This window comes from Paenibacillus sp. FSL E2-0177 (genome assembly GCF_037992975.1).
Taxonomy (GTDB): Bacteria; Bacillota; Bacilli; order Paenibacillales; family Paenibacillaceae; genus Paenibacillus_AQ; species Paenibacillus_AQ odorifer.
This window is the reverse complement of the sequence record NZ_CP150307.1, coordinates 2933046-2957682: the sequence shown is the minus strand read 5'-3', so window position 1 is coordinate 2957682 and position 24637 is coordinate 2933046. Positions and strand designations below refer to the sequence as shown.

26 protein-coding genes are annotated in these 24637 nt (G+C 43.0%); 9 read left to right on the top strand and 17 right to left on the bottom strand.

Features of this window, described 5'->3' with window-relative positions; genetic code table 11:
- Nucleotides 1-14 precede the first annotated feature (14 nt).
- Nucleotides 15-227 (top strand): hypothetical protein, encoded by a 213-nt coding sequence (locus MHI25_RS13155; RefSeq protein ID WP_076125931.1) that lies wholly within the window; start codon nucleotides 15-17, stop codon nucleotides 225-227.
- Nucleotides 228-305: 78 nt separating this feature from the next.
- Here the strand turns inward: MHI25_RS13155 and MHI25_RS13150 are convergent, their stop codons facing one another.
- The 4 genes from MHI25_RS13150 to MHI25_RS13135 form a co-directional block, all read right to left on the bottom strand.
- Complete coding sequence (locus tag MHI25_RS13150) at nucleotides 306-467, bottom strand: hypothetical protein (RefSeq protein WP_172628809.1); 162 nt, start codon at nucleotides 465-467, stop codon at nucleotides 306-308.
- A gap of 144 nt (nucleotides 468-611) precedes the next feature.
- A complete protein-coding gene (locus MHI25_RS13145) occupies nucleotides 612-1505 on the bottom strand; it encodes a polysaccharide deacetylase family protein (protein WP_076183457.1) in 894 nt (297 codons plus the stop codon).
- Between the two features lie 141 nt (nucleotides 1506-1646).
- On the bottom strand, nucleotides 1647-2240 hold the full coding sequence (locus MHI25_RS13140; RefSeq protein WP_076125930.1) for a TIGR00730 family Rossman fold protein: 594 nt from the start codon (nucleotides 2238-2240) through the stop codon (nucleotides 1647-1649).
- An 89-nt stretch (nucleotides 2241-2329) separates the two neighbouring features.
- A complete protein-coding gene (locus MHI25_RS13135) occupies nucleotides 2330-3889 on the bottom strand; it encodes a hypothetical protein (protein WP_340395515.1) in 1560 nt (519 codons plus the stop codon).
- 194 nt (nucleotides 3890-4083) lie between these two features.
- Between MHI25_RS13135 and MHI25_RS13130 the strand changes: the two genes are divergently transcribed.
- Nucleotides 4084-4755, top strand: a complete 672-nt coding sequence (locus MHI25_RS13130) for a tetratricopeptide repeat protein (protein ID WP_076183453.1) — start codon at nucleotides 4084-4086, stop codon at nucleotides 4753-4755.
- An 85-nt stretch (nucleotides 4756-4840) separates the two neighbouring features.
- Here MHI25_RS13130 and MHI25_RS13125 read toward each other — a convergent pair whose 3' ends face one another.
- The 5 genes from MHI25_RS13125 to rpiA form a co-directional block, all read right to left on the bottom strand.
- Nucleotides 4841-8002 (bottom strand): MMPL family transporter, encoded by a 3162-nt coding sequence (locus tag MHI25_RS13125; protein ID WP_340395514.1) that lies wholly within the window; start codon nucleotides 8000-8002, stop codon nucleotides 4841-4843.
- Entirely contained in the window at nucleotides 7999-8454 is a 456-nt protein-coding gene (locus tag MHI25_RS13120) for a MarR family transcriptional regulator (RefSeq protein ID WP_038570382.1), read from the bottom strand. The genes MHI25_RS13125 and MHI25_RS13120 overlap by 4 nt, the downstream gene beginning before the upstream one ends.
- 171 nt (nucleotides 8455-8625) lie before the next feature.
- The gene (locus tag MHI25_RS13115) at nucleotides 8626-9066 is read right to left on the bottom strand and encodes a GNAT family N-acetyltransferase (protein ID WP_076125920.1); all 441 of its coding nucleotides are present in this window, start codon (nucleotides 9064-9066) and stop codon (nucleotides 8626-8628) included.
- Between the two features lie 3 nt (nucleotides 9067-9069).
- Nucleotides 9070-9495, bottom strand: coding sequence for a VanZ family protein (locus tag MHI25_RS13110; RefSeq protein ID WP_340395513.1), 426 nt, complete (start codon nucleotides 9493-9495; stop codon nucleotides 9070-9072).
- A 47-nt stretch (nucleotides 9496-9542) separates the two neighbouring features.
- Entirely contained in the window at nucleotides 9543-10223 is a 681-nt protein-coding gene (rpiA, locus tag MHI25_RS13105) for a ribose-5-phosphate isomerase RpiA (protein ID WP_139330165.1), read from the bottom strand.
- 81 nt (nucleotides 10224-10304) lie between these two features.
- On the opposite strand from rpiA, the gene MHI25_RS13100 reads away from it, so the two are divergent.
- On the top strand, nucleotides 10305-10502 hold the full coding sequence (locus tag MHI25_RS13100) for a hypothetical protein (protein WP_076183447.1): 198 nt from the start codon (nucleotides 10305-10307) through the stop codon (nucleotides 10500-10502).
- Nucleotides 10503-10654: 152 nt separating this feature from the next.
- On the opposite strand, the gene MHI25_RS13095 is transcribed toward MHI25_RS13100, so the two are convergent.
- Nucleotides 10655-11110, bottom strand: coding sequence for a hypothetical protein (locus tag MHI25_RS13095; RefSeq protein WP_339248384.1), 456 nt, complete (start codon nucleotides 11108-11110; stop codon nucleotides 10655-10657).
- 231 nt (nucleotides 11111-11341) lie between these two features.
- On the opposite strand from MHI25_RS13095, the gene fsa reads away from it, so the two are divergent.
- On the top strand, nucleotides 11342-11989 hold the full coding sequence (fsa, locus tag MHI25_RS13090; protein WP_036686257.1) for a fructose-6-phosphate aldolase: 648 nt from the start codon (nucleotides 11342-11344) through the stop codon (nucleotides 11987-11989).
- A gap of 56 nt (nucleotides 11990-12045) precedes the next feature.
- Here the strand turns inward: fsa and MHI25_RS13085 are convergent, their stop codons facing one another.
- From MHI25_RS13085 to MHI25_RS13075, 3 genes are all read right to left on the bottom strand, one after another.
- Nucleotides 12046-13359: an MFS transporter gene (locus MHI25_RS13085; RefSeq protein WP_081387369.1), complete on the bottom strand. Its 1314-nt coding sequence runs from the start codon at nucleotides 13357-13359 to the stop codon at nucleotides 12046-12048.
- A 132-nt stretch (nucleotides 13360-13491) separates the two neighbouring features.
- Complete coding sequence (gene helD, locus MHI25_RS13080; RefSeq protein WP_076279786.1) at nucleotides 13492-15843, bottom strand: RNA polymerase recycling motor HelD; 2352 nt, start codon at nucleotides 15841-15843, stop codon at nucleotides 13492-13494.
- A gap of 219 nt (nucleotides 15844-16062) precedes the next feature.
- Complete coding sequence (locus MHI25_RS13075) at nucleotides 16063-17106, bottom strand: aromatic acid exporter family protein (protein WP_076125912.1); 1044 nt, start codon at nucleotides 17104-17106, stop codon at nucleotides 16063-16065.
- A gap of 184 nt (nucleotides 17107-17290) precedes the next feature.
- Here MHI25_RS13075 and MHI25_RS13070 point away from each other — a divergent pair, with 184 nt between their 5' ends.
- On the top strand, nucleotides 17291-17794 hold the full coding sequence (locus MHI25_RS13070; protein WP_076189895.1) for a hypothetical protein: 504 nt from the start codon (nucleotides 17291-17293) through the stop codon (nucleotides 17792-17794).
- A 68-nt stretch (nucleotides 17795-17862) separates the two neighbouring features.
- Here the strand turns inward: MHI25_RS13070 and MHI25_RS13065 are convergent, their stop codons facing one another.
- Nucleotides 17863-18417 carry a phosphatase PAP2 family protein gene (locus tag MHI25_RS13065; protein ID WP_248548099.1) on the bottom strand — a complete coding sequence of 185 codons (555 nt, stop codon included), beginning with the start codon at nucleotides 18415-18417 and terminating at the stop codon, nucleotides 17863-17865.
- Between the two features lie 198 nt (nucleotides 18418-18615).
- Between MHI25_RS13065 and hfq the strand changes: the two genes are divergently transcribed.
- Nucleotides 18616-18837 (top strand): RNA chaperone Hfq, encoded by a 222-nt coding sequence (hfq, locus tag MHI25_RS13060; protein ID WP_036686247.1) that lies wholly within the window; start codon nucleotides 18616-18618, stop codon nucleotides 18835-18837.
- Nucleotides 18838-18973: 136 nt separating this feature from the next.
- On the opposite strand, the gene MHI25_RS13055 is transcribed toward hfq, so the two are convergent.
- On the bottom strand, nucleotides 18974-20080 hold the full coding sequence (locus MHI25_RS13055) for a lactonase family protein (RefSeq protein WP_076306341.1): 1107 nt from the start codon (nucleotides 20078-20080) through the stop codon (nucleotides 18974-18976).
- Between the two features lie 207 nt (nucleotides 20081-20287).
- On the opposite strand from MHI25_RS13055, the gene MHI25_RS13050 reads away from it, so the two are divergent.
- Both MHI25_RS13050 and MHI25_RS13045 read left to right on the top strand, forming a co-directional pair.
- A complete protein-coding gene (locus tag MHI25_RS13050; RefSeq protein WP_036686243.1) occupies nucleotides 20288-20623 on the top strand; it encodes a hypothetical protein in 336 nt (111 codons plus the stop codon).
- A gap of 185 nt (nucleotides 20624-20808) precedes the next feature.
- On the top strand, nucleotides 20809-21966 hold the full coding sequence (locus tag MHI25_RS13045) for a peptidylprolyl isomerase (protein ID WP_076125905.1): 1158 nt from the start codon (nucleotides 20809-20811) through the stop codon (nucleotides 21964-21966).
- 84 nt (nucleotides 21967-22050) lie between these two features.
- Here the strand turns inward: MHI25_RS13045 and MHI25_RS13040 are convergent, their stop codons facing one another.
- Together MHI25_RS13040 and MHI25_RS13035 are read right to left on the bottom strand one after the other, a co-directional pair.
- The gene (locus MHI25_RS13040; protein WP_036686240.1) at nucleotides 22051-22245 is read right to left on the bottom strand and encodes a hypothetical protein; all 195 of its coding nucleotides are present in this window, start codon (nucleotides 22243-22245) and stop codon (nucleotides 22051-22053) included.
- A gap of 71 nt (nucleotides 22246-22316) precedes the next feature.
- Nucleotides 22317-22916, bottom strand: coding sequence for a nitroreductase family protein (locus tag MHI25_RS13035; protein WP_076125903.1), 600 nt, complete (start codon nucleotides 22914-22916; stop codon nucleotides 22317-22319).
- 272 nt (nucleotides 22917-23188) lie between these two features.
- On the opposite strand from MHI25_RS13035, the gene MHI25_RS13030 reads away from it, so the two are divergent.
- Nucleotides 23189-24586 (top strand): metallophosphoesterase, encoded by a 1398-nt coding sequence (locus MHI25_RS13030; protein ID WP_340395512.1) that lies wholly within the window; start codon nucleotides 23189-23191, stop codon nucleotides 24584-24586.
- The last annotated feature ends 51 nt before the right edge of the window (nucleotides 24587-24637 follow it).

Below are 24637 nucleotides of genomic sequence, written 5' to 3'. Positions count from 1 at the left end.
AGGAGTTTTTTCCCATGCCCATTAACCGCCCGCTGCTAAGCGACAGCGATTTCCAAGAAGCCGTTGACCGCAAATTACCTGTTCGTGTATTTCAGGACGATCATTTAGTAAATTCAGGAGCAACCGTTGTCCGCTTCACTGATTTCGATGTTGTTATTCAATCTAGAGTTAGTGATCTGACTTACTACTCACGCAAGAGCTGCGAATTTTTTGAGGTTAGACCCTAAAGAAAGCCGGAATGCAATGATCTCTAGGATCATCGCGTTCCGGCTTTCTTTAACAGACATAGGGTATAGCTTTCATCTTTAATTTTTGTTGTAGGTGCTGTACGCTTTCATTTTCTCATTCAGAACTTCCTGGAAACTCATTCTCTTCTTGTCTGCTTTTCCTTGCTTGGGATTGACCACGGGCTGAGGTCTAAAAAACTGATGATTGTAAGCCATAAGATTATGTACGATCACATTCATTGGATTTCAACCTCCTTCCGTGATGTTCCTGAAATTTGCATTTCTGCTTGGTTACTTACGGCTTATTTACCCAGCTTCTCCAAAGTTTAAACAGTTTTATCAGATTCATATTAAAAAATGAAAAAGTGCATCCTTTACAATATGCTAAATACATCTTTGTAAATCACGTATGTCTTTCCACGAAATAAGTTTAATCTCCTCATTAATAATCAATTCCTTAATTTCAATATCATTTAGAAGACGATATTCCAATTCTCTTTCTGTATAACATTTCGTTATTGCTATTAATTGATCTGTTATTTTAGATGGATGTATAGTTAACTGTGTTATACCAGGTTTTAAATTCTTTAACAATTCAGTTAATCTCATTTTCATTTTGCTATAATCTGCAGCAGGGTAAAAACAGTAAGGAAGAGAAATTATATCATCGATTAATAAAATCCCCCTTTCTTTTGCTGAAGAAATTCTTTTTTGAAACAATTTCAACTGATCATTATTAAAAAAGGGTTGTTCTAATATCCTAATAGGTAAATTAAAGGGCAGGCGGTACTTTTCACACAAATCAAATATTATTTCTAAAAAATCTCGCCCAGTGTATAACCCCATAATACTCCCCCCATGACTATCCAGATGAGTTGGATCAATGTCTTGTACGATTGCACTTTGGATTTGCGATTCTAACTCTATTCTAATCTCGTCATCAGCAGCGTTTCTTTCCAGAAGAGTGGCATCTTGATGAAAATACCCTTCCCCCGTAATTAAGCTACTCAAGATTTTTTCTTTGAATACTGGTTGATACGGATATTTCTCGCCACTCGTTAGCGTTAGATGAATTCCAATATTCTTTATTCCTTTCCAATTAATTATCTTCATAGCGTCATTTGAGTCTGGGCAAGGCATCATAATAGATGTGGATGTTATAGCTTTTCCTTCAAATAAGTTAACAATAGCTTCATTAGTTCCTTTAGTTATTCCGAAATCGTCGGCATTAATTATTAACAGACGGTCGTCAGCCGCAAAGCCTAATTTTCGAATCATAAACCTTCCCCCTATTACTGAATGATTTAACAAAAAGAAAATAAAAAATAAGGACGTAGACACCGTGAAGTGTTTGCGTCCTTATTGTGAATAGCGTGCTAAACCAATTATTCGCACCTTAGAGCAGTGGAAACCTTGAATCTAGCGCTGAGACGGGAACCTTGCTTTCCCCTTCTCATCATTATTATGATCCACTCGCCCTCTCATCAGTTCAAGCAGATATTCGGGTTCTGAGTTCATATGCAGCATTTGAAGTGCAGTTTTTGGTGCAAAACCTTCAGCCACACTATGGGAGATCAAGGCTTGCAGTGGATTAAAATAACCTCGAACATTCAGCAGCCCTATAGGCTTCTGATGAATACCAATCTGCATCCAGCACAGAATTTCAAATAGCTCATCGAAGGTTCCAAGACCTCCCGGCAAAGCAATAAAAGCATCCGCCATACCGCTCATTACCGCCTTACGTTCATGCATACTGGAGACCTCAATCAGATTCGTCAATCCGGAGTGTCTGATTTCATCTTGAAAAAGATCCACTGGCATAATTCCTACAGCTTCGCCACCATTAGCGAGTACCCCGTCCGCAACCTGTCCCATAAGGCCATTCCGCGAACCTCCATAGACCAACCTACAGCCTTGTGCCGCTATATGATAACCTAATTCCCTAGCCATTTCCGTATATTCAGAGTTAAGACCTGGATTCGATCCGGCAAACACACATATTGTAAAAGCCATTCCTATCACTCCAGACTGGTTATTATGGTGAAATTGAGATTAATTCACTTATTGTACCTCAGAATATTAATATATGTGTTAAATGAAAGTCATCTTTTTGTTTGTAATGTTAATTGGTACAGCGTACTATTCCACTCCGCAAATAGACCTGTAGCTTTGGCCAAAGCCGCTGCTGGCACTAGAGAAGTGTAGCTTACTTTAATGGATTCTGCTGACGGTAATGAAATTTTCTTCCCAGCTTTCGTCAACGTCAGTTCCCCCTCCAAAGACAGGGTATATCCCAGACTTTCTGCTACATCCCTAATCGGTACTTTTACACTTCCATCCATAAAAATAGCAGACTGTGCGGAATCCATTTTTTGACCATCTACAATTACAGTAACAGGCTTTAAAATAGGAGATATAGTAAAAGGACGTGAATCAACCGCGCTAATTCCGAGTTGACCAAACCTATTTGTTCCCCAAGCCACAGCTGTTCCATCCTTCAGGACTGCATACTTACTATTCTCACCCATGGCAAAAGAAACAGGATCACTCAATCCTTTTATTAACTTAGGCTGCGTAAAAACTAAACGGTTGTCGGTTGATGGTTGGGTACTCCAAGTCCACACGGTGCCATCTTTTTTAACAGCTGCAAAGTTGTCTAAATCCAGCGTAAGTTTTGAGATCGTTTTTACGGCTGTAATCTTTTGCAGACCTTGTAGTGAGGTACCAGCTTTCCATACCCAGTATTCTCCTTTTTTATTGCCAACAAGATTGAACCCGTTTTTCGTCTGGACAGATACAATATCCGTAAGACCTGGCATCTTGCTCATCGTGACTTCGTTATAATTATTGCTGTCAATTGTTCCCCAGACGCTCCCGCTCTCGGTTAAAGCCAGTATACTGCGATCGCTTATAGAGACGGACTTTACATGGTATAAATCCTTAACTGGGGTCGGTTTCTTCATCACATTCGTGTTCTCTGTTTGCGGGATAGCACTCCAAATCCACAGGGTACCGTTAGTTCGAATGGCGGCATGATAAATACTGCTTCCGATCCACTTCACTTCGCTTAAACCCTGTACCTTAGTGGCAGCAGGCAGCTCTGTATAGCCCACATCTGAAGCTTCTGGAGGATTCCACTGGAGTAGACTTCCATCGTTTCTCAAAGCTAATGCACTATGCAATCCTGACGATATACTAACCACATCACTCATTCCTGAGATCCCTTGAGGAAGCAGAACCTTGTATTGTTTAGCACTTGCCCCATTGCCAGCTTCTGCTACACTCTTATCCCGATAATCTCCCCAAGCCTTAACCGTACCGTCTTCGTTCAGCGCTACATAGTACGCTTCGCCGATCGCCAGCTGTTTCGTATGTTCAAGCCCAGCTATTCTATGGGGAGTAATCGTCCAACCCTCAGGCCCGGCAGTACCATTAGCAAATTGACCAAAAACATTACTCCCCCAGGACCAAACATTTCCGTCAGTTCCCACCGCAAAAGAGCTTCCACCCCAAAAACCAGGCGAAGCAACAATCTCCTTAATCCCACCCAACTTCCCAGGTGATGGAGCTGCACTTATAACTTGAGGGACAGACAATGCAGTCAGCAGACTTGAACAAACCAACAAACTAAACAGCCTTAGCTTCCTTGAAAATAAGTGCATCTTGATTTTCCCTTCTTATGATATTATTGTAATTATTATTTCTATTACACTAAGACGCTATAAAGCTGACAAAAGTTGTAGTTTATCTTAAATCCCGGGATTCAGATTGGTTTGAATTATGATATAATTACGCTGCCTTAGATCTGCTCTTATTCAACCGCAATACCGGAACCAAATGATCATGGAGGGAAATCATGCTTAAATTTATAGGTATTATGATGCTTTTCAGATTAGTGGGCAACCCTTTTCTGGCTTTATTCATCCTGCTTGTTATCTTGTATTTCTTAGATCGGCGATACGTGGGAATCTTCCCTAGTATAACAAAGCCCTTCAAACGGGTGCGGCAAATCTCCAAGCTGCGCACAACAGTATCTTTGAATCCAAATGATGTTTCTGCAAAATTTGATTTAGCCCGGAATCTGTCAGAACGTAAAAAATACAAGGAAGCCAAGGATATCCTGCTACAGATCGAAGACCGTTACGAACAATCTGCCGAATATTGGGTAGAGCTGGGTCATGTGAATCTTAAGCTGGGCGCTTTGGAAGAAGGCGAAGATCAGATGCTTCGAGGTCTAGAAATCAACCGAAAAGCCCAATATGGTCAGCCATATCTTCGGTTAGCGGAAACCTTCCGCCATACAGATCACGATAAAGCGTTGCATTACGTTACTCAATTTCAAGAGATTCAATCTTCCTCTAGTGAAGCCTATTATTTAGCCGGCTCCATGTACAAAGCATTGGGCAGAACTGAGGATGCTAAACGTGCTTTCGACGAATCCACCGCCATCTACCGTTCGCTACCCAAATATAAAAAACGGCAAGAACGCGGCTGGGCGTTACGTAGCTTTTTTGCCAAAATGAAATAAACTTTGTACTTATATTTTCACAAAAAAACCTCTAGCCGCCTATTTATTTAGGCAAACACTAGAGGTTTTTTGCTGTGTAGAGTGATTACATGTTTACATCTTGTTTAGTGGGTTCTCCACTTTGTTTGACCGCAAATGGCCACCAGTTCCCACGGCCGAAGATCCGTACCATAACAGGAACAAAAAACGGCAAGAAGATTAGTGCATACAAGGCCAATCCTACAAGCACCACTGTTGCAATCTGCATCATCGACAATACGCCTGAAGGGTACATCGATGCGAAGGTGCCGCCCAAAATAACTACCGCCGAAAGAATGACTGTTCCCATATTGCGCATGGCATGCAGGATCGCTTCCCGTACATCCCAAGTTTTATATTCGTTAAAGCGGGCCATTAAGAAAATACTATAATCTACACCAAGCGCAATCAGCATAACAAAGCTGAAGAATGGCGTTGTCCAGGTAATCCCTTCAAAGTGCAGAAGGTGAACAAATATAGCCTCTGTAACACCCAATGCTGAAAAATAAGTAATCAAAAGAGAAATAATAAGGTAAATCGGCATTACGATTGAACGAAGCAGCAACACCAAGATAATGAAGATCCCACCCAGCATCAAGATTACTGTACGTGTGTAGTCTTCGTTGGAAATATTACGCAAATCGTTCTGGCTGCTTGTAACCCCGCTGATTGCAGACTCTGCATTTTCCAGCTTCGTACCTTTCACTGCACGATCTACTGCTGCTTGAATATCATCAACACTGTCAATAGCTTCTGAACTATATGGATTCTCAGTGAATACTACATCCAGCGTCATTACCTTACGGTCGTCAGACAAGTAGGTATTAAATACCTGCTCTATGCCTTCAGCTTCAAGAGCCTCAGCCGGCACAAAGAATCCACTCAGCTCATCATCCTTAGCCGCTTGAATCTGATTCAAATAATCTTGTGCAGAGCCCAGCCCACTGGTAATTTGTTCCAATCCGTTTGCACTGTCGCTTAATCCAGTAGTTAAGGCTCCTATCTGCCCTGTTAATTGACCAAAACCATCCGCAAGCTGCTGCTGTCCGCCTTGCAATTGATCTAGGCCGCTAGTAATGGATGGAATTTTATCTACGATCTGTCCTTGGCCTGCTGCGGCCTGCTCCAGCCCAGATTGCAGCTGACCGATGCCCGCAACAAGCTTAGCTAAACCTTGTGCGAGTGCAGTTTGCCCAGCCGAAGCTTTGGCATAGCCAGCATTCGCCTCATTTAAGCCTGCTGCTGCTCCTTTAAGCTGCTCTGAGATCTGCCCAAGACCCGCTGCCAGCTGAGCTGCCCCAGTACCACTCTGCGTTACGGTGCCTTTAATGGTCAGATAATTAACATCCTGCAGAATTTCCGGATAACTGCTCTCAAGACCCGTAAAAGAACCATCCAGTCCCTTCAACGCTTCTGCCACACCTTGCAGCTGCTGCGGAAGCTGCCCAAGCCCTTGATCCAGCGCAGTTAAACCGCTGCCGATTTTTTTATATCCCTCCAGCAGCTTCGTATTGGCATCCGCAAGCTGCTTGGCACTAGCAGCTGCCTGTTGAAGTCCTGCTTTGATCTCTCCCGCACCAGCTGAGCCGCTTTTTATTCCGCTCTCAATACGTGCCAGCCCATCGCCTAACGCGACGATTCCATCTTTCAGTTCTGCTGTGCCTTCCGTCAGCTTAGCGCTGCGTTGAGCAGCTTCTGTAAGCTTAGGTGCATTTTCACTCAGCTGTTTACTAGCTTCAGACAATCCCGTTTGAATCTTGGTCAGTCCCTCACTGGTCTGATCCAGACCGTCAGATAAAGTCCCCACCTGATTCGGGATTAAGAAATCACTGATCAGCTCTCCGGTTGGACGAGACATGCTGCGCACTGATTTTACGCTGTCCACTTTTTCCAGCTCGCGGCTGATTTTTTCTGCAAGTCCAAGATATTCTGAAGTATCCATCCGGTCATCATTTTTGATTACGATCTTGCCAGGCATGGATTCACCCGGCCCGAAGCTATCCGAAATGATGTTAAATCCTTTTACCGAGGCATATTCCGAGCCAATTTCCTCCAAGCTGTTGAAGGACAGCTTTCCGCTATAGGTAACAAGGAACGGAGCTACGATTACTGCAACAATTAGCAGCGCGGCCCATGGTCTTTTTAAGGAAAAAGAACCTGCTGCTCCCCAAATACGGCTCTCACTGTACTCCAGCTTCCCGCGTGAAGGCCAGAAGAGCTTTTTGCCAAGTACCGCCATGAAGAATGGAACAATGGTTACAAGCGCCAGCAGCATAACCGCAATCCCCACGGCAACGGCTACCGCCGAGCGATACAGAATGAATTTGGATAATCCAATCGCTACAAAACCTACGAATACCGCAAGTCCGGAATAGAACACCGTTCCCCCAGCCTTACGGTAGGTTGCAATAATAGCACTTTTGGTATCTTCTGCTGTCATCATTTCTTCTTTAAAACGACTAATTAACAGGATACAATAATCCGTACCAATCCCGAACATGACCGCAACCATAAAGATTTGAGTAAATGTAGATAATGGAAAATCATAACGGTCCACTAAAAAAGCCACAACGGACTGAGAAACAATATAGCTGAGTCCTACCGTCAGTAGCGGAACAAACGGTGCCACGAACGAACGGAATACCACGAACAGGATAAGTAAAATAAAGACTACCGTAATATATTCCGATTTCTTAAGCCCGGCTTCCGAGCTAGCAATCATATCCTCAGTAATCAAACCCTCACTGGTTAAATAATGATCCGCCTTAACATCTGTGAGTAATTCATCCACTTTATCAGGAAGTGCGGTGACAGACTCTCCTCCGCCCTTGATAGACAACGCCACCATTATCGTCTTGCCATCCTTGGCAATCAACGTTTCCTTAAGCTCACTTTGTGAAAAAGGATCGGTGATGGAATCGATCTGCAGCGTCTCCTTATTCGCAGCCAACTTCTCAACGCCCTGCTGGATACTAGCTGTTTCATCGGCTCCGATTCCCTCTGGATTATTGAATACAAGAGCTACCTGATGCAGTGTCTCTCCGCCCTTATCATTCGCCGCTTCCTTTAAGATTTCTGCCGCTCTAGATGAGGAATAGCCATCAGGTACAGTAACCTGCCCCTTCTCGCGTACAAGATCAGAGAACGAAGGGGCCGTCATGACCAAAACTACGGCCACAGCGAGCCAGATTGCGATAACCGCCCATCTTGCTTTTAGAATCGTCTTCATGGATTCTTCCCTCCATCATCATTCTGAATTAAATTCGCCAGCTTCTCGAACATCATGACGAACATTTCAATATCCTTCTCTTCAAAATGAAACAAATACGGGGAAATCACTTCATGTACCTGCGTCTCCGCTGCTTCAAAAACTTTTTTTCCGTGCTCAGACATCGACAAATACACCTGGCGGCGATCATTCTCGTCACGAGTTCGCTCGATTATACCCGCTTGCACCAATCTGTTAATGATTGCAGTAATGGAGCTTTTACCCACGCAAAAAGATTCAGCAAGATATGTAGACGTACATTGTTCCTGAGCATTAATCAACCGAAGAATTTGATACTGATCATTCGTTGTCTCCGCAGCAATACTATCTTTAATTCTTGCTGCTACTTGTCTTGTCACAATCAAATAAGCATCCATGTAGCGATTGATCCAATGTTGCACTTCGTTATCCAAAGCTTCCTACCTCCAAAATATAGTTCAACTATCGAACAGTTTCATTGTCAAACTATAATACCTGCTTTTATAAAAGTCAATTGGCTTTTTTTCGGGCATTTAAAGGCAAAACGCAAAAAAAACAGGCCGAGATTCCTCTCGACCTGCCATTTTATGACCTTCAAAGACTTTTTAGTCCTCATCCTCGGTCTCTTCAACTTCGTATACACATCTTAACATTTCAATTCCGGCTTCATTCTCTCCTAAGCTGTACACCATGAACCCTAGACTGCGATAAAAATCTGCGGCGATTTCATCCTCAGTCTCAGCTACCAGATAACGCGGCTGACGAGTAGCGAGCAGCTCCAGAATCATCCCCCGCGCATAACCTTTCCCTCTATTCTCTGGCAAGACGGCAATATGCCGAATGTCCAAAGAACCGTCTTCGGTTTCTTCGAATCCTACAAGACCAAGCAGGAGTTCTTCTTCTTCCCAGCCATATAACTGCAGCCCGGCTTGTTCGCTGTACTCAGACGATGTCTGCTCCAACGCGTTGGGGTCATCAATGACCGCATACGTCAACAGCTCGTTCACCTCAGGCGAACCAATAAGGGATTTAAGATCTACCAACATTGTTCACATTCCTCCTTCTCTGTTGCTTCTGTACCCGATTCGAAACATACAGTAACCTGTCCATATCCCTAACATGTTTAACAATAGATCATCAATATCAAAGCTTCCGACATGCAGCAGCATTTGCAGAAACTCCAAAAGCAGGATGCAAGGAACAGCATATAAAGAGATTCTTTTCCAAGAAATTGGCCGTGTCTTTGCAAGTGGAATTAGTATTCCAAATGGAATAAACACAACAACATTTCCAAGCAGATTCACAAACCGGCTGATCAGCGATATCCCGTTATTCATGTCGAAATAAAGTGACACCGTACGTAATGGAATCAAATTGTACTGAAGCGGGCCACCTGTATGGATCTCACGCCCAAAACCGATGAACATCCAATAGATAACAGTAGCACTATACAGAGTCAGCCCTATCCGTGTCAATGCTCTCAGCTTCCGTAAACTGCTAGATTCTCCAGATCTACGAATGATCAATTGCCCGGCTTAGCTTCTATAATTTCAATACTTCCATCTTTTTTACCCACAATAGCCATTGCTGCAATTCCAATAAATAAGCCGTGTTCCACAACTCCCGGAATACTTTGGATGGTCAGTGCCAGCTTCGGTGCGGACTCAATGACTTCGAACCGGCAGTCTGCGATGTAATTGCCGTTATCTGTCTTGTACAGCTCTTCTCCGCTACGACGCAATTCAGGATTGCAACCCAGCTTGGCAAGTTCAGCCACAGTCCATTCCCATGCAAAAGGAACAATTTCCACAGGCAGCGGGAATTTGCCAAGTGTGTTTACCACTTTACTCTCATCAGCAATAACGATCATACGAGTACTGTTACTCGCAACAATCTTCTCCCGAAGCAGCGCGCCACCGCCGCCTTTAATAAGCTGTAGACTACTATCCAGCTCGTCCGCTCCGTCAATGGTCAGGTCCAGACTATCAATATCTCCAAAAGCTACGATTGGAATCCCAAGTTCACGCGCCTGTTCTTCGGAAGCACGGGAGGTTGCTACAGCGGTAATCTTTAGACCTTCACTGACGCGCTCACCAAGCTTGTTGATCGCCCAATAGGCTGTAGATCCAGTGCCAAGGCCGATCTTCATGCCATCTTTTACAAATTCCACTGCTTTTTCCGCGGCTAATTGTTTAACATTGATACTCATTTTATTACCCCCATGTTATCCGTTATAATGATCTATGATGATGTTGAAATCACCTATTGTTCAGGAGGATTCCGGATGAGAACCGAAAACCAAATTCAATCTAAAATCAACGAATTGACACTGCAGCGCAGATCTCTGGAATCAAGATTAGCTTCATTAACAGAGAACAGCCCACAGCAAGATAACCTGCAAGCTCAGCTCACTAGAGTTGAAGATATGGTCATGATGCTGGAATGGGTGCTTAATGCACCCGTAGGGAGATATCATGCCTAAGGCTGACTGCCATCCATTATTTTACCAATCAATGTGCCGGTAGCTGTGTTTAACATAAAACGCGATTGCTTCCGGCTGTTTGATTCTTTTTTTATATCCAAATTTGTATTATGCTTTGCGCAGAGCAAAAAATCAATATCTTTCACCCTACTCTATGTATATTGTAAATTCACTGCATCCTCTAGATTGAGAATCATCTCTTTTTCTGTGTGATTAGCCGTCCTGTGTAAGTAGGCTTTATGCTCAGAATACGCATCCAAAGGCATTGGCCTACTAATCTTGTCAAGCATATTACGCTCGACATCAGCCAGTAAGTAATCCCCTTTTCCCGCTGCAACTCTGCACAAAATAATCAAAGCTACAGGCTTGTTCACAACAACCGCTCCATTCGACCGCGCAAATACAGTGTATTGAAATAACGGAATGGCCTCAGGTTCTTCAACACCAGCTGCACTAGATTGGTCAAAGATAGAATACATAAGGGAAGGATCACTTGATGAAGTACCGAGTTTCTTCTGATTAGACACCAACTTGCTGTTTTGGTAGGTAAGGAATCCCGCTGCTGCCAGCACAAGCACAAGTAAAATAACCAATATCGCATACATCATCCCATCCCCACCTCCCACTCCAAAATAACAATTCCGGTTATATATTATCATGGAGGGAGGCCTAAGCCAATCTTATATTATCTGAAATTCAGCGCATACAGGTAATACTGATTCTATAAAGTTATTTTGAAATATTCAAAATAACAGTTGAAACTTTGATTTGCATGTCTCATAATGTAAATATGAATGTTGCTTGTCAATCCATATGGAAATCAAGGGAGGAAATTTAAAATGAAGTTTTTCTTGGATACCGGAAACATTGAAGAAATCAAACGTATTACTCGCCTAGGACTAGTGGATGGCGTAACGACTAACCCTTCGCTGATCGCTAAAGAAGGAAGATTGTTCAAGGATGTTATCAAAGAAATCGTTGCAATCGTTCCAGGACCTGTAAGCGCAGAAGTAATCGGACTTACAGCAGAAGAAATGCTTAAAGAAGCATACGAAATTGCTGAATGGGCTCCAAACGTTGTAATTAAACTCCCTATGACTGAAGATGGCTTGGAAGCTTGTTATGAGCTTACTAAAAAAGGCATCAAAACTAACGTTACACTAGTATTTTCCGCGGCTCAAGGTTTGATGGCTGCTAAAGCAGGCGCAACTTATATCTCTCCTTTCGTAGGTCGTCTGGATGATATCGGTGTTGACGGAATGAAGCTGATCAAGGATCTGAAGACTATCCTGACTAACTACAACTTGAAATCCGAGATCATTGCAGCAAGTATCCGCAACATTGCTCATGTTGAACAAGCAGCTATTGCTGGTGCACACATCGCTACAATCCCAGGTTCACTTCTGCCAACCCTCTGGAAGCACCCGCTGACAGATAACGGTATTGAACGTTTCTTGAAGGATTGGGAATCTGTTCCACAAGCCTAAGAATATCTTTTATTCTTTTATCTAGAGGGCTATCCCACAAGCTGCGGCTACGCAGCTTAGGGATAGCCCTTTTTTCCATCCAGAGACATTGAGGAGGTTTGGCGAACACGTTTCGGCCAGATCGGAGGAATTATCTTCTCTTTGTCTTTAACGCCTGGCTCCCCCTTTTCCCCCTTACTCGGAGTTACTGCAAACAAGGTCAGTAATCCACCAATTGCCCCTACTGTAGCCATCAACGCGAACAAGACCCAATGCCCGCTGCTTAGCAGCAACGATACCACCGGCGGCCCCAACGCTACCCCTATAAATCTCATACTACTATAAAGAGCGGTTATTGTGCCGCTGTTCTCCTTCTCAATCCCCTCCGTGATTAAAGCATCCATACAGGGAAGTACAATTCCGATTCCAACACAACCTAACCCCATAAACCCTACTAAAAAATAAATACCTTTGTTGAACCCCGCACAAATCATCGCCGCAGTCAGTAACACCATGCCCCCAAAACCCAGCCATTTCATTAGCGTTTTATTCTGACCAATGATCTTTCCTGTTCCATAGGAGGACAGACATAAGAGGGCAAGCGGTATCGCCAGCACAAACCCCTTCGTCGCCCCGTGCATTTTATATTTAGTTTCCAGCATTTCTGATAAATAGAATTGGACACCAAAGGTCACAAACATACAGATGCCGCCTATGGCAAAAATAGCGTACAACCAACGTCCCTTTTTACGTAAAACGCTCACAATTCCAGATAAAAACGCCCGAAGTTCCTGTTTCTCAGGTTCATCCTTTGCTTCGGGTTTTCGGACCAGAAATAAGACTAACAAAAATGAAATTAGACATAGAATGGGAATTGCAATAAAAGGAGCAAACCAGAGCCATATCCCAAGATAGGCACCAAGAATTGGACTGAGTACTTTACCAAACGTATTGGAGGTCTCAATGATTCCCAGACTTTTGCTCACATCTTCTTCTTCCTTGAACAAATCGCCTACAAAGGGGATTACAATTGGAAAAGCACCCGCTGCACCAATTCCTTGCAACAGACGCCCCGCTAAGATCACCCAATAAGCGCTAACCCCCTTCATAAACCAAGCAGCCACCACGCAGACAGCACCGCCAATTGCGGCAATGATTAAACTCGGAAGAATAACCTTCTTTCGCCCAAAACGGTCTGACAGATAACCTGCAATAGGGATCATTACAATTGCCATCAATCCATACACGGTAATCAGCATACTGACTTGAAAAGCGCTAATGCCGAGTTCTTTGGAGATCTGCGGCAGAATAGGCAGCAGCATGGAGTTACCGAGGGTCATTATTAGTGGGATTGATGCTAAGGCAAGCAGATCCCATTTTCTTTCCTTCATGAACTGACCACCTTTGTCATTGTGTACAACATTCTTTATTGTGGTTTGTTCGCCCTTCTTTATTCATGAAAACAAAAAGACCGTCCCTCCGCTGCTGCGGAAAGGACGATCTTAAAATGAAGAAATCTATGCTTACAGCGACCCGGCGCTTAAAGATGCCACATTAGCGGACGGTATAAAATGGCTAGGTTCACCCAGACTAAAAATGTGCAGCAAGTGCATAGCCCGAGTGCACGCCGTATAAAACAATTTGCGTTCACTTTCTCTGCCATATTGTTCAGCCGAGCCATCATAGATGACGACCGCATCAAACTCCACGCCTTTGGCTAAATAAGCAGGCAGAACCAGTGTCCCCTTCTGAAAATTCGGTGTTTCCTTTGTAACAAGTCTCACCGGCAGGCTACGATTCAGTTCAGCATGAACCCTTGCGCTTTCCTCCGCTGTTTTGCAGATGACCGCCACATAATGATATCCCTCAGAATGCAGCTTGCGGATATCCTGTTCCACAGCATTCAGAAGCTCCTTCTCGCTGGATACCACACTTATCTGGGGTTCTTCTCCCCGCCGATTAAAAGGTACGATTCGTTCTCCTCCAGGGATCATTGACCGCGTAAACTCCACGATCTCATACGTTGAACGGTAGCTTTGGGTTAACGAGATCACTTCTGTGTTCTCTTCACCATATATACTTACGAGACTAGACAAATCCCCCAGTACCTCACCTTGCGCATAAATGGCCTGGTTCAGGTCCCCTAATACGGTCATTTTTGCTCTTGGAAATAAACGCCGCATGAACTCTAATTGGAATGGAGAATAGTCTTGTACCTCATCTACAATCACATGACGGATCAGTGTGTTGGTTCGGAAGCCTTGGCTTAACTCCTTCAGATAAAGGAATGGCGTAGCATCCTCATAAGCAAGCTCGTTCACTCCAATGGATTCCAATGTCTGCTCACAGATATCATCCCACACCTCTGGTAAAGGATAATCTCCATTGAGGCGCACCATAAGCTCGCGATCTGTAAATAACGTGCTGTACAAGCCCTTAACGTCCACAAAACGACCCCGTTTAGTCCAACCCCGCAGGGGTTTGAGCCGCTGGCTGACTACATAACGAGATAACACTTCTTTTTCCGTATCAAAATCGTCAAAGCTATCCTGCGAAGCTTTCTTCTTCCGACGCAACATCTGATATGCACGGTGATAATCGCTGGAATCCAGCAGCTCGATCTGATCTTCGACCCACTTCGCATTTCTTTCCTCATGAGTAAAATCTGCAATTTTCTTAAGCAGCCAGCGGATCATCAAATCCACACGATTTGCAAGCTTTATGGCAGGATCGTACGCATAGAACTGGCGTTCCATTTCTTCTTTACTGACCACTGCTTTCCCTTGAAACATTAAAGGCTTAAAAAGCATGCCCTCCTGTTCCAACAACGTAGCATACCGCCGAATCACATCAAGGAAAGGGACAGACGATTTATAGGCAATGCCTTCTCTGCGTATAGCAACCTCAGGACCCTCAGGAGCATTAAGTAAACTTTCGGTCTGACTAAAGACATCTTCCAGCAGGAATTCATGTCCAAGACGATGTTCTAAATACATTTGAAACGTTGTTTGCTGCATATTTTCTTCGCCTAGCTCCGGGAGCACTGTAGATACATAGCTGTTAAACAGCGGATTCGGTGAGAACAGCAGCATTTGATCTGCTGATAATACTTCACGGTATTTATATAGAAGATAAGCTACCCGCTGCAATGCAGCAGAGGTTTTTCCGCTTCCCGCTGCTCCTTGCACAACTAGCATCCGGCTTTTGTCGTTGCGGATTATCGCATTTTGCTCTTTTTGAATTGTAGCAACAATACTTTTCATTCGATCGTCAGCGCTATGACTTAGCACCTGCTGCAGCAGCTCATCCCCGATCGTAACCCCAGTGTCAAACATAACTTCAATTACACCGTCAGCAATAACAAACTGGCGTTTAAGATTCATTGTTCCGGAGACTAATCCTCCAGGTGTTTCATAAGCTGCAGGACCTGGTGCCCCGTCATAATACAGACTGGAGATCGGCGCACGCCAGTCATAGATCAAAAAGGTGCCATCATCCTCCATCAAAGATCCAATCCCTAGATAAATCTTTTCCAGCCCGCCCGTTGGTTCCTCTGTGAAATCAATGCGGCCAAAGTAAGGAGAGACAACCAGCTTTTTATATTTTTTCAGCGCCTTGCTTGATTGCAAATGATGACGTTCCCGTTCATTTAGGATTTGGGACTGTTGGCGAAGACTTGTTGAGGTTTCTCCCAAATCATCCGGGCTACTGAAGTTTACGGTTACCTCTTCCCAGAAGTCTTTCCGCATATCCACTACATCACTGCGATGAAGTCCAAGCTCCTCTGATAAATTGCGAATATGGGCGGACAAAAGCTTGGTTACTCCGTCAACCCGTTCCTGTTCCTCTTTCCACTGACTTTCATTGTTATCCACTACATTTCATCCCCTTTTGGAAGGTTGACATTCCATTTGAATCATGATATGATAAATTTGCATATTTATGTTTTTAAATGCATACTTATTCGATATCTTACCATTTTAGCAATTTCAGTTTGAGATTTCAAGTATTCTCTTAAATAGATGATCCGGTCCCTGTGGAACCGGATTTTTTGCTGTTACAAAGCTTATATGTTGCTCTTCACAAGGTTATGTTTAGGCTTCATGCACAGATTCTTTATCCTCCGCTATACGATTCATCTGATCGGCCACTTTATCTAAGCGCTCCAATTGATATCCGTAATCATAAATCGCAGCAGCCACAACATATAAACGCAGCTGACCTATTTTCTCTGCATTATACCCCAAAATCGCGGTATTCAGGAATTCATCATTGTCTTCTCCCAAGGGTTCGGATTCATTGGCATTGGGCTTTAATTTGTCTTCAAACTTAAGTAAGATATGCTGATGATATTTGATTAAATGTTCCAAATGATTATCAAATAGAGCATCTGTATGTTCGGTCCGATCCGCCTGGAAATAATGCCGATCTACGGCCTCGAGAACATCGTAACCTTTTTGCAAAGAAGCTAACAGGTTCTTATACACAACCATTTGTCTTGTCTGGCTATACTTGGCCCGTTTTAACTGCTTCTGCTCCTCCTCAAACAATGCATACTTATCAGCCAACGATTTTATGGATGAATGCAAAGCATTTTTTTCATCACGAAATACACTTTCCTTCATCTCATGAGAAACCGCTGTTCTCAGCAATAAAGAGAGGCTTGAAAAAACATTCTCAATTTGCTTAATGTATTGCTTACGAGGTTTTGGAGGAACGACAATAATATTGATTAGAAATGCAGAAACAATACCTGTCAAAGTTAATAAAAAACGATTAAGTGCGAATTGCCATTCACCCGAAGCCTCCATCACTGTTATTACAGTAACTAACGTAAGACTTATCGTATCCGCCCGGTTGATTTTCATACTGATCATAATGACTAGAATACAGACCAAACCGACTGCTATTGGGCTGTTGGATAACAGCATCCCTCCAAGTAAAGCCAGGACGGCCCCCATTGTACTAGTCGTGAGCTGGTCAAGAAAATAACGCCAAGAGCGATAAATAGAGGGCTGCATAGCGAAAATCGCCGCAATCCCTGCACCCACGGCAGAAGGAAATTGAAGCATTACAGCTAAATACAGGGCTAGCGTAACGGCCAAACCTGTTTTAAATATGCGAGCTCCTAAAGCCAAACCTATCCCTCCTAAAAATTAGCCCACGCTACAATATGAACATCAGCGAACCCTCGTACTTCTAATTACCCCAGCCTGGAGTTGATGAATTTTAAGAACATTTAAGCTCTCACTCATGTTTCTTTCAGCTTTCAGGGAATACTAATTCGAGTAGTGCCTATCACATAACATACGAGGTGAGTGAATGAATAACAATATCAAAAGATTAATGACTTTCACGACCGTTATTTTTCTCAGCCTGTCTCCAGCTCTTGCGCCAATCGGAAGTGCTTCTGCTGAGAAAGTAACCCTTACAGCCACCGCACCTGGTGCCCATCCTTCAGAGAAAGGTCACGGTCACCATCCAGGAAAAGACGGAAAGGTTAGGGCTGGTGGACATTTCATTATTTTTGAAACGGCTAAACTGCTGGAAATGGATCGTACAGAGCTAATCAATAGCCTGAAAGCAGGCAAAACGCTCCCGCAGCTTGCTCTTGAGAAAAAAGGCTGGACGGAAGATCAATATATTCAGAAGCTCTGCGAATCGGCAAACCAACGGCTGGATCAAGCCATCACCGAAGGACGTCTGACAAAAGACGAAGCCCAAAAGCTTAAAGCAGGACTTCCTGCGATGCTGAAGCAAAGAATAAGCAAAATGGGACAATTCCAGGATCGCAAAACATCTGAACAACATGTGACGACTCCTTAAACAATCCTCTTACACATAAAGACGGATATCTTCATGCGTTATGAAAGATATCCGTTTTTGTATCTGTCCTAATTCTTACGCGAGCTCTTGTAGATTTGAAATAAACAAATGGACAACATCAGCCAAGCACCACTAGCCATATATCCCCCAATTACGTCACTCGGGTAATGAACACCCAGATAGATTCGACTCCAGCCAATCCCCACGGTCATGAATACGGCGAACATTATTAATAAGACCCGTTCATGCCTCCGCCGCAGATGACGCCACATTAAAAAGGCAATAACGCCGTACAAAGAGAATGCTGCCATTGAGTGCCCGCTCGGAAAACTATAACCAATCTCTTCAACAATGCGATGTAAATTCGGACGTTCTCTGTGAAAACATAACTTCATTATTGTATTCAAGAGCTGTGAGCCTAATCCAACCCACAGGAACAAGATTAATTCAAATCGGTGTTTCAGCAAAAAATAGAGCAGTGCCATGGTAACGATAGATATGCCTATAGCGATCTTAGAGGAACCAATCAGAGATAAACCTTTGGCGAATGAGGTCAACGCCGGTGATTCCGCTGATTGCACCCCATCAATAATATAGTTATCAAAGGTTGATACCTTATTCATACTTACAAGGACAGCTATAACGGCGAAACAAGCAGCAAACCCTAAAAAAAAGCGAAAAGCTCTAGACCAGTTCTGATAATAAAGCATAAATACCTCCATGTCTATTCAGGTGACTGTTGATCTCATTTCCAGTGAGGGACTAACCCATGTTATAATTATTGAGAGAAAAAAATTCACAGAAGATGGAGTGCTGCCAAAGTGGAGAGTTTAAAATTGCAAGAACGATTGTTGAACCAGTTCATTTCCACAAAGGTGCCTGTGACGATTTTTACGACGAATGGTGTGAAAATGCAAGGGCTCGTAACCTCGTACGATGCTTTCACAATCACTTTACAAGGTCAAGGTGATGGCAGGCAAAATGTACTATTCAAATCTGCAGTATCCACTATTGTACCTCTTAAGCCCGTTTCGCTCAAATAGTCTACTCCCTCATTCACCTCATCAACCAGATAATCACAGGCTTTTATTTTCAAAAAAAGGGAACACCGGACTTTATATCCGGTGTTCCCTTTAGCATTTCCCAAGATCACTGATTCACTCTTCAAATGGAGTAACTTTATACAGGAACATTTACGGGCTTCACACATACCGGCTTGGATACTTCAGCTGTATTTCCAGTAAATTCGAGTCGGCCACTTGCCGCTTCTATTGAAAATACAACCAGGTTATTCGCATCACGATTTGCCACGATAAGATAAGCTCCATCTGGTGTCAATGCGAAGTGACGTGGATGTCCCCCACGAGTAGATACATATTCCAGATGTGTAAGCTTAGCAGATGCATTATCCACAGCATACACAGCGATATTATCAGCCCCACGGTTTGAAGCGTACAGATATTTTCCATCCTTGGAAATGGCGATTTCAGCGCAAGTATTCTCTTCGTTAAAATCATCAGGCAGCGTCGGCACTGTATCTACAGTGTGCAGAGTGCCTGCGGTACTGTCATATGTAAACGATGTAATGGTGGAATCCACCTCGTTAATTACATAAGCAGACTTTCCGTCTGGATGAAAAGTGAAGTGGCGTGGTCCCGCTCCTGGATGCAGCGCCGTATCACCATGCACTTCTAGCTTGTTGGTTTCTCTATTGATTTTATAGGCACGAATTAAATCAAGCCCAAGATCAGATACAAACACATACTGCCCGTCCGGACTGAAAATAGCGGAATGGGGATGAGGGCGGTCCTGCCGTTCAGGATGCTGGCCATGACCTGAATGTACGGCCACATCAACTAATTGATCCGCAGCTTTCTCTTCATTTAATTTGATCAAACCAACGCTTCCACCATGATAACTACATACAACAACGTATTCATCATTCAAATCTCTATTGATATGGCAGGTGGTTGTTTGACGGTTGCCAGAAGCAGGCATGGAGGGAATGCGTTTCAGTTCACTCAATTTCCCGTCTTTTGGATCAATGGCAAAGGTAACAACCTCGCCTTCTTTTCCACCCTCACCATTCGGTTTTTCTCCTATAGCATATAGACGTTTTTCAGCGGTATCTACATTAACAAAGGTAGGATTAGTTAAGCCCTGCACCGAATCCAGCAGCTTTAGCGTACCACCTGCAGCTCCATCGAATTCAAACACCTGCACTCCGCTTTCCGCGGCACTTGCATAAGAACCTGTAAACAGCAATAACTTATTCTGCTCATTCATCTCTATATTCCTCCTCAAAAGTATTGCTACTTCACACTCATTAGATGTGATCATCTATATAATCTACAATTTTTAAACGTTAATTACAAACGATAAAGTTAGAAATGTACGAAACAATTCAAAAATGGGTCTTTCCAACGATTAACTGTTGTGATATAATGAAAGCGCTAACATTAGTCTTTTATTCCGTATAAAGGGGGAACATGAATGAGTAGCATCCTGCTGGAAGCCAGAAATGTGTACGAGGACTTCGAGGTGGAAACAGACATTCTGTTCTTTAAGGTCGGGGACCATGATTTGGTCATTTTTCACGGCAGAAACTATAACATAAAAAAGAGAATGACTGCCGAGCAATTAAATCGATTGTTGTCCAATTCAAGTTATTATCATGTGTACGGTGGCTGTTATGTCAACCTGAACAAGATCAGCTCTATCGCAGATGACTGCATTTATTTCGGTGAAATGGGCCTGTATGCTAAAAACGTACGTGTCCCAAGACGAAAACAAGAAAGCATTCGTCATCTTCTGAAAGGACTGAAGTAGACATCTTATTCCCATTAGCCGGAAGGGCATGTTACTGATGCCATTTCCGGCTTTTTGCTTTTTATTAATAGAAACTTAAAAAGATCCTGCCTTTTTTTATACTTTCTTAAGGTTTAGGATTAGGATTTCTGTTAAAGTTGTAAATAGACAAGCAACACCTATATTGAAGGGAGTCATTACTAATAATGGACAAAAAAGATCTGAATGGAAATGAGAACTTAGAAAACAACGGTACCACGGAAGAAGAATTGAACACTTCCGAGATTATCAATGAAGAGGTTGAAGTAGCGCAAGTTGCTGCTGAGGAACCTGTGAATACAACAAAAGCAGACAGTATTCCAGTAATGAACAAAGTCGGTGCGAACAACGCTACGCCACCTACACCTCCGACTGCTCCTAGAAGCAATAAAGCTTGGATGATTGCCTCTATCGTATTAGCTGCAGCACTAATCATTGTTCTGGTCGTCCAAAAAGACGACAGCAAAAAAGCTGTTGCAACAGTAAACGGAACAAAAATCACAAAAGAACAACTTTATGATAAATTGATCGAAGCAGGCGGAGAAAGCACGCTGCAATCTATGATTACAACTGAGCTTGTTGATCAAGAGGCTAAAAAAGCTAACGTAACTGTTACAGATGAAGACATCAACACTGAACTTGAAGATCTTAAAGCACAATTCGGCGGAGAAGCTGCCTTTAATGCTGCTTTGTCCCAAAGCTCAATGACTGTAGACGACTTGAAAAAGCAAATGCCGCTGCAAGTAAAGCTGCGTAAAATCCTTGAGCCACAAGTCACTGTAACGGATGATGAAATCAAAGAATACTATGACACAAATAAAGCTACTTTCAGTGAAGAAGAACAAGTTCGCGCTTCCCACATTCTCGTTGAGACTAAAGAAGAAGCAGATGCAATTCTGAAACAACTGAAAGAAGGCGCAGATTTCGCTACTCTTGCCAAGGAAAAATCCTCTGATACGGGTTCCAAGGATAATGGCGGAGATCTAGACTTCTTCAAACGTGGCGATATGGTAGCTGAATTCTCTGATGTAGCCTTTAAGCTAAAAGTTGGTGAAACCAGTGATGCTGTCAAATCCGATTATGGTTATCACATCATTAAAGTAACCGACCATAAAGATGCTAAAGACTATACACTGGAAGAAAAGAAAGATGAAATTCGTAAAACACTAGTTTCGCAAAAGGTTTCCACTCTGTCCTCCACTTGGATGTCAGAAACAACTGAAAAAGCAAAAATCACGAACACACTTACTGACGCTAAAGAAGATGCAGCTGCAACAGCTGAGCCAACTGCAAGCGCAGCAGCAGGAAATGAATCCACTAAATAATTGTGCCCGTCAAAAAGCAGGACAAGCGTTAATAAACGCTGTCCTGCTTTTTTTTATTTCTATGTTCAGGCCTTTGATTAAGCCTTAATGACCTTTTTTACGGATTTGTTTATCGTGGTTCTCCCCCCACTCTTTCGCCTGCGCTGTGGCAATTGAAATCGCCCGCCCCTCCTCATAACCATCTTCGAGGAGCGCATTCGCAATATCGATTGCCTTATTGCGAACAGGTGCTGTGAAGTTCTTCAATGATTCTGGATAATCCTCTTTGTTCCATGGCATACCAAAAACCTCCTTAACCAGTCTATATACATACTTAGCCTGGTTAAGGAGGTTTCAAACGCTTATTTCACTTATTTAAAGACTTTAACACGATCTTCAATCGGTTGGAATTGTTTCTCACCAGCAGGAGTAACTGTTTTACCAAATGGCAATTGAGCAATCAATTTCCATTCTTGCGGGATGCCCCATGCTTCTTTTACTTCATCATCAATCAGTGGATTATAGTGCTGCAAGGATGCACCTACACCTGCTTCAGAAAGTGCTGTCCATACTACAAATTGCAGAATACCAGAGGATTGGTTAGCCCAAATTGGGAAGTTCTCAGCATATAGAGCGAAGTTCTCTTGCAGGCTCTTCACTACCGTTTGATCTTCAAAGAATAGTACGGAACCGTAACCTGCTTTGAAAGACGCTAATTTTTGCGCTGTTCCTTCAAATTGTTCGGCAGGAACGATTTTACGCAATGTTTCTGTAGTGATATCCCATAGCTTATCGTGTTGTTCTCCAAGAAGAACAACGGCTCTTGAGCTTTGGGAGTTGAAAGAAGTTGGGCTATGTAGCACCGCTTGTTCAACGATTTCTACAATTTGTGCATCCGAAATCGTAGATTCTTTACTAAGGGCATATATGGAACGTCTTCCTTTTACTGCTTCAAAGAAATTGTTAGACATAAAATAACTACCTCCATTAATTTTAGTAACTTACTTTTGTATATCTTAGCACCTTTTTTCTGAAAACACAACAGTTATTCACAACTTATTTTGTCGGATATATTCGTTGCCAACTCTTATTGTCGCATTTATGGGCTTAATTATGCACTTGATCTATTAATCATTAATCACTTCAGGCGTGCTAGAAACTGCCCTCTTCCTTTTCCGATATACACCACGAGCTAAAATGCGCTACAATAGTGCAGCAAATGTATAGAAGGAAGGTTATAATCATGAAATTCCCAAGCGACAAAGCCCTTGTTCGGCATAGAAAATCAGCCTTAATCTCATTATTGCTGCTCCTTTCAATGAGCTTGGCTCTAACTAGCTGTAAAGACACAAATTCGTCTAATTTAACCTCAACAGCACAAGATCCGAATGATCTTCACCCCCTCACTTTCTGGGTGGCAACGGACACTCACTTCTTAGATAAGAAGCTACAGGATGGCGGTACAGCTTTTCAAAAATATGTAACTGGCGGTGATGGAAAAATGCTGCCTTACAGTGATGAAATCCTTGAAACCTTGGTTTATGACGCTGAGCAGCAGAAGCCTGATTTTCTCATCCTGAGTGGAGATTTAACAAATAACGGAGAACGCAGCAGCCATCAGGAGCTAACCCAAAAATTAAAGCGAATCGAAGCACAAGGAACCTCTGTTTATGTCATTCCAGGCAACCACGATTTATTTAATCCTTGGGCCAGATCCTTCAGCGGGGATAAGCAGCTTGTTACGGATTCCATTACAGACAAAGATTTTACCAAGATGTATGAGGATTTCGGTTACAAAGAAGCTGTATCACGTGATAAAGAATCACTAAGTTACATCGTTAAGGCAGCGCCAAATTTATGGCTCCTTATGATTGACAGCAGCCAATATCATAACAATCAGAAATACGGTTTCCCCCAAACGGACGGACGCCTGACCGCCTCTACCCTATCATGGATAGATAATTCTGTTAAACTGGCTGCCAAGGAGCATGCTTCTGTTCTCACGGTTATGCACCACAATCTACTAAGCCACACCTCTATGTCTGTTTCAGGCTTTAAGCTTAACAACAGTCAGGAAACAATAAAGGTACTTCGTGAAAATGAACTTAATTTAGTCTTGTCAGGCCATATCCATATGCAGGACATCCGGGTAGACCCGGTAACTTCTTCGGAAGAAACGCCAATTTATGATATCGCAACAAGTGCAATGGCTGTCTATCCACATCAATACGGAGCGATGACCTTCGATCCCCTGAGCAGAACCGTCAATTATGAAGCAACGCCCTTAAATGTAGAGGGATGGGCTAAAGCTAATGGCAATACAGATCAGAATCTTTTAAACTTCAAGACCTATGCTGAGGATACTTTTGCTACAAACTCTTATAACAAAGCTATGGATGGTTTAAAGGAGAGTTCCTTTACGCAGTCTGAAAAGGCATCGATGGCAGAGGTAATGGCCAAGCTAAATGTAAGATATTTCGCGGGGACAGCCGGCAGCTCCTCAGAAGATATTAAAGCGATGCCAGGCTACAAGCTTTGGGAAGGCCTACAAGAAGGTTTCTTAGGTGGATACATCCAAAGTATGACAGAGGATAAAGAGCTTAGTAATATAGCTTTAGAGGTGGTATTAACGAAGCAATAACTGGATTATGTATTCATATGAAAAACCCAGCCTCCACCCGCATTTATGCGT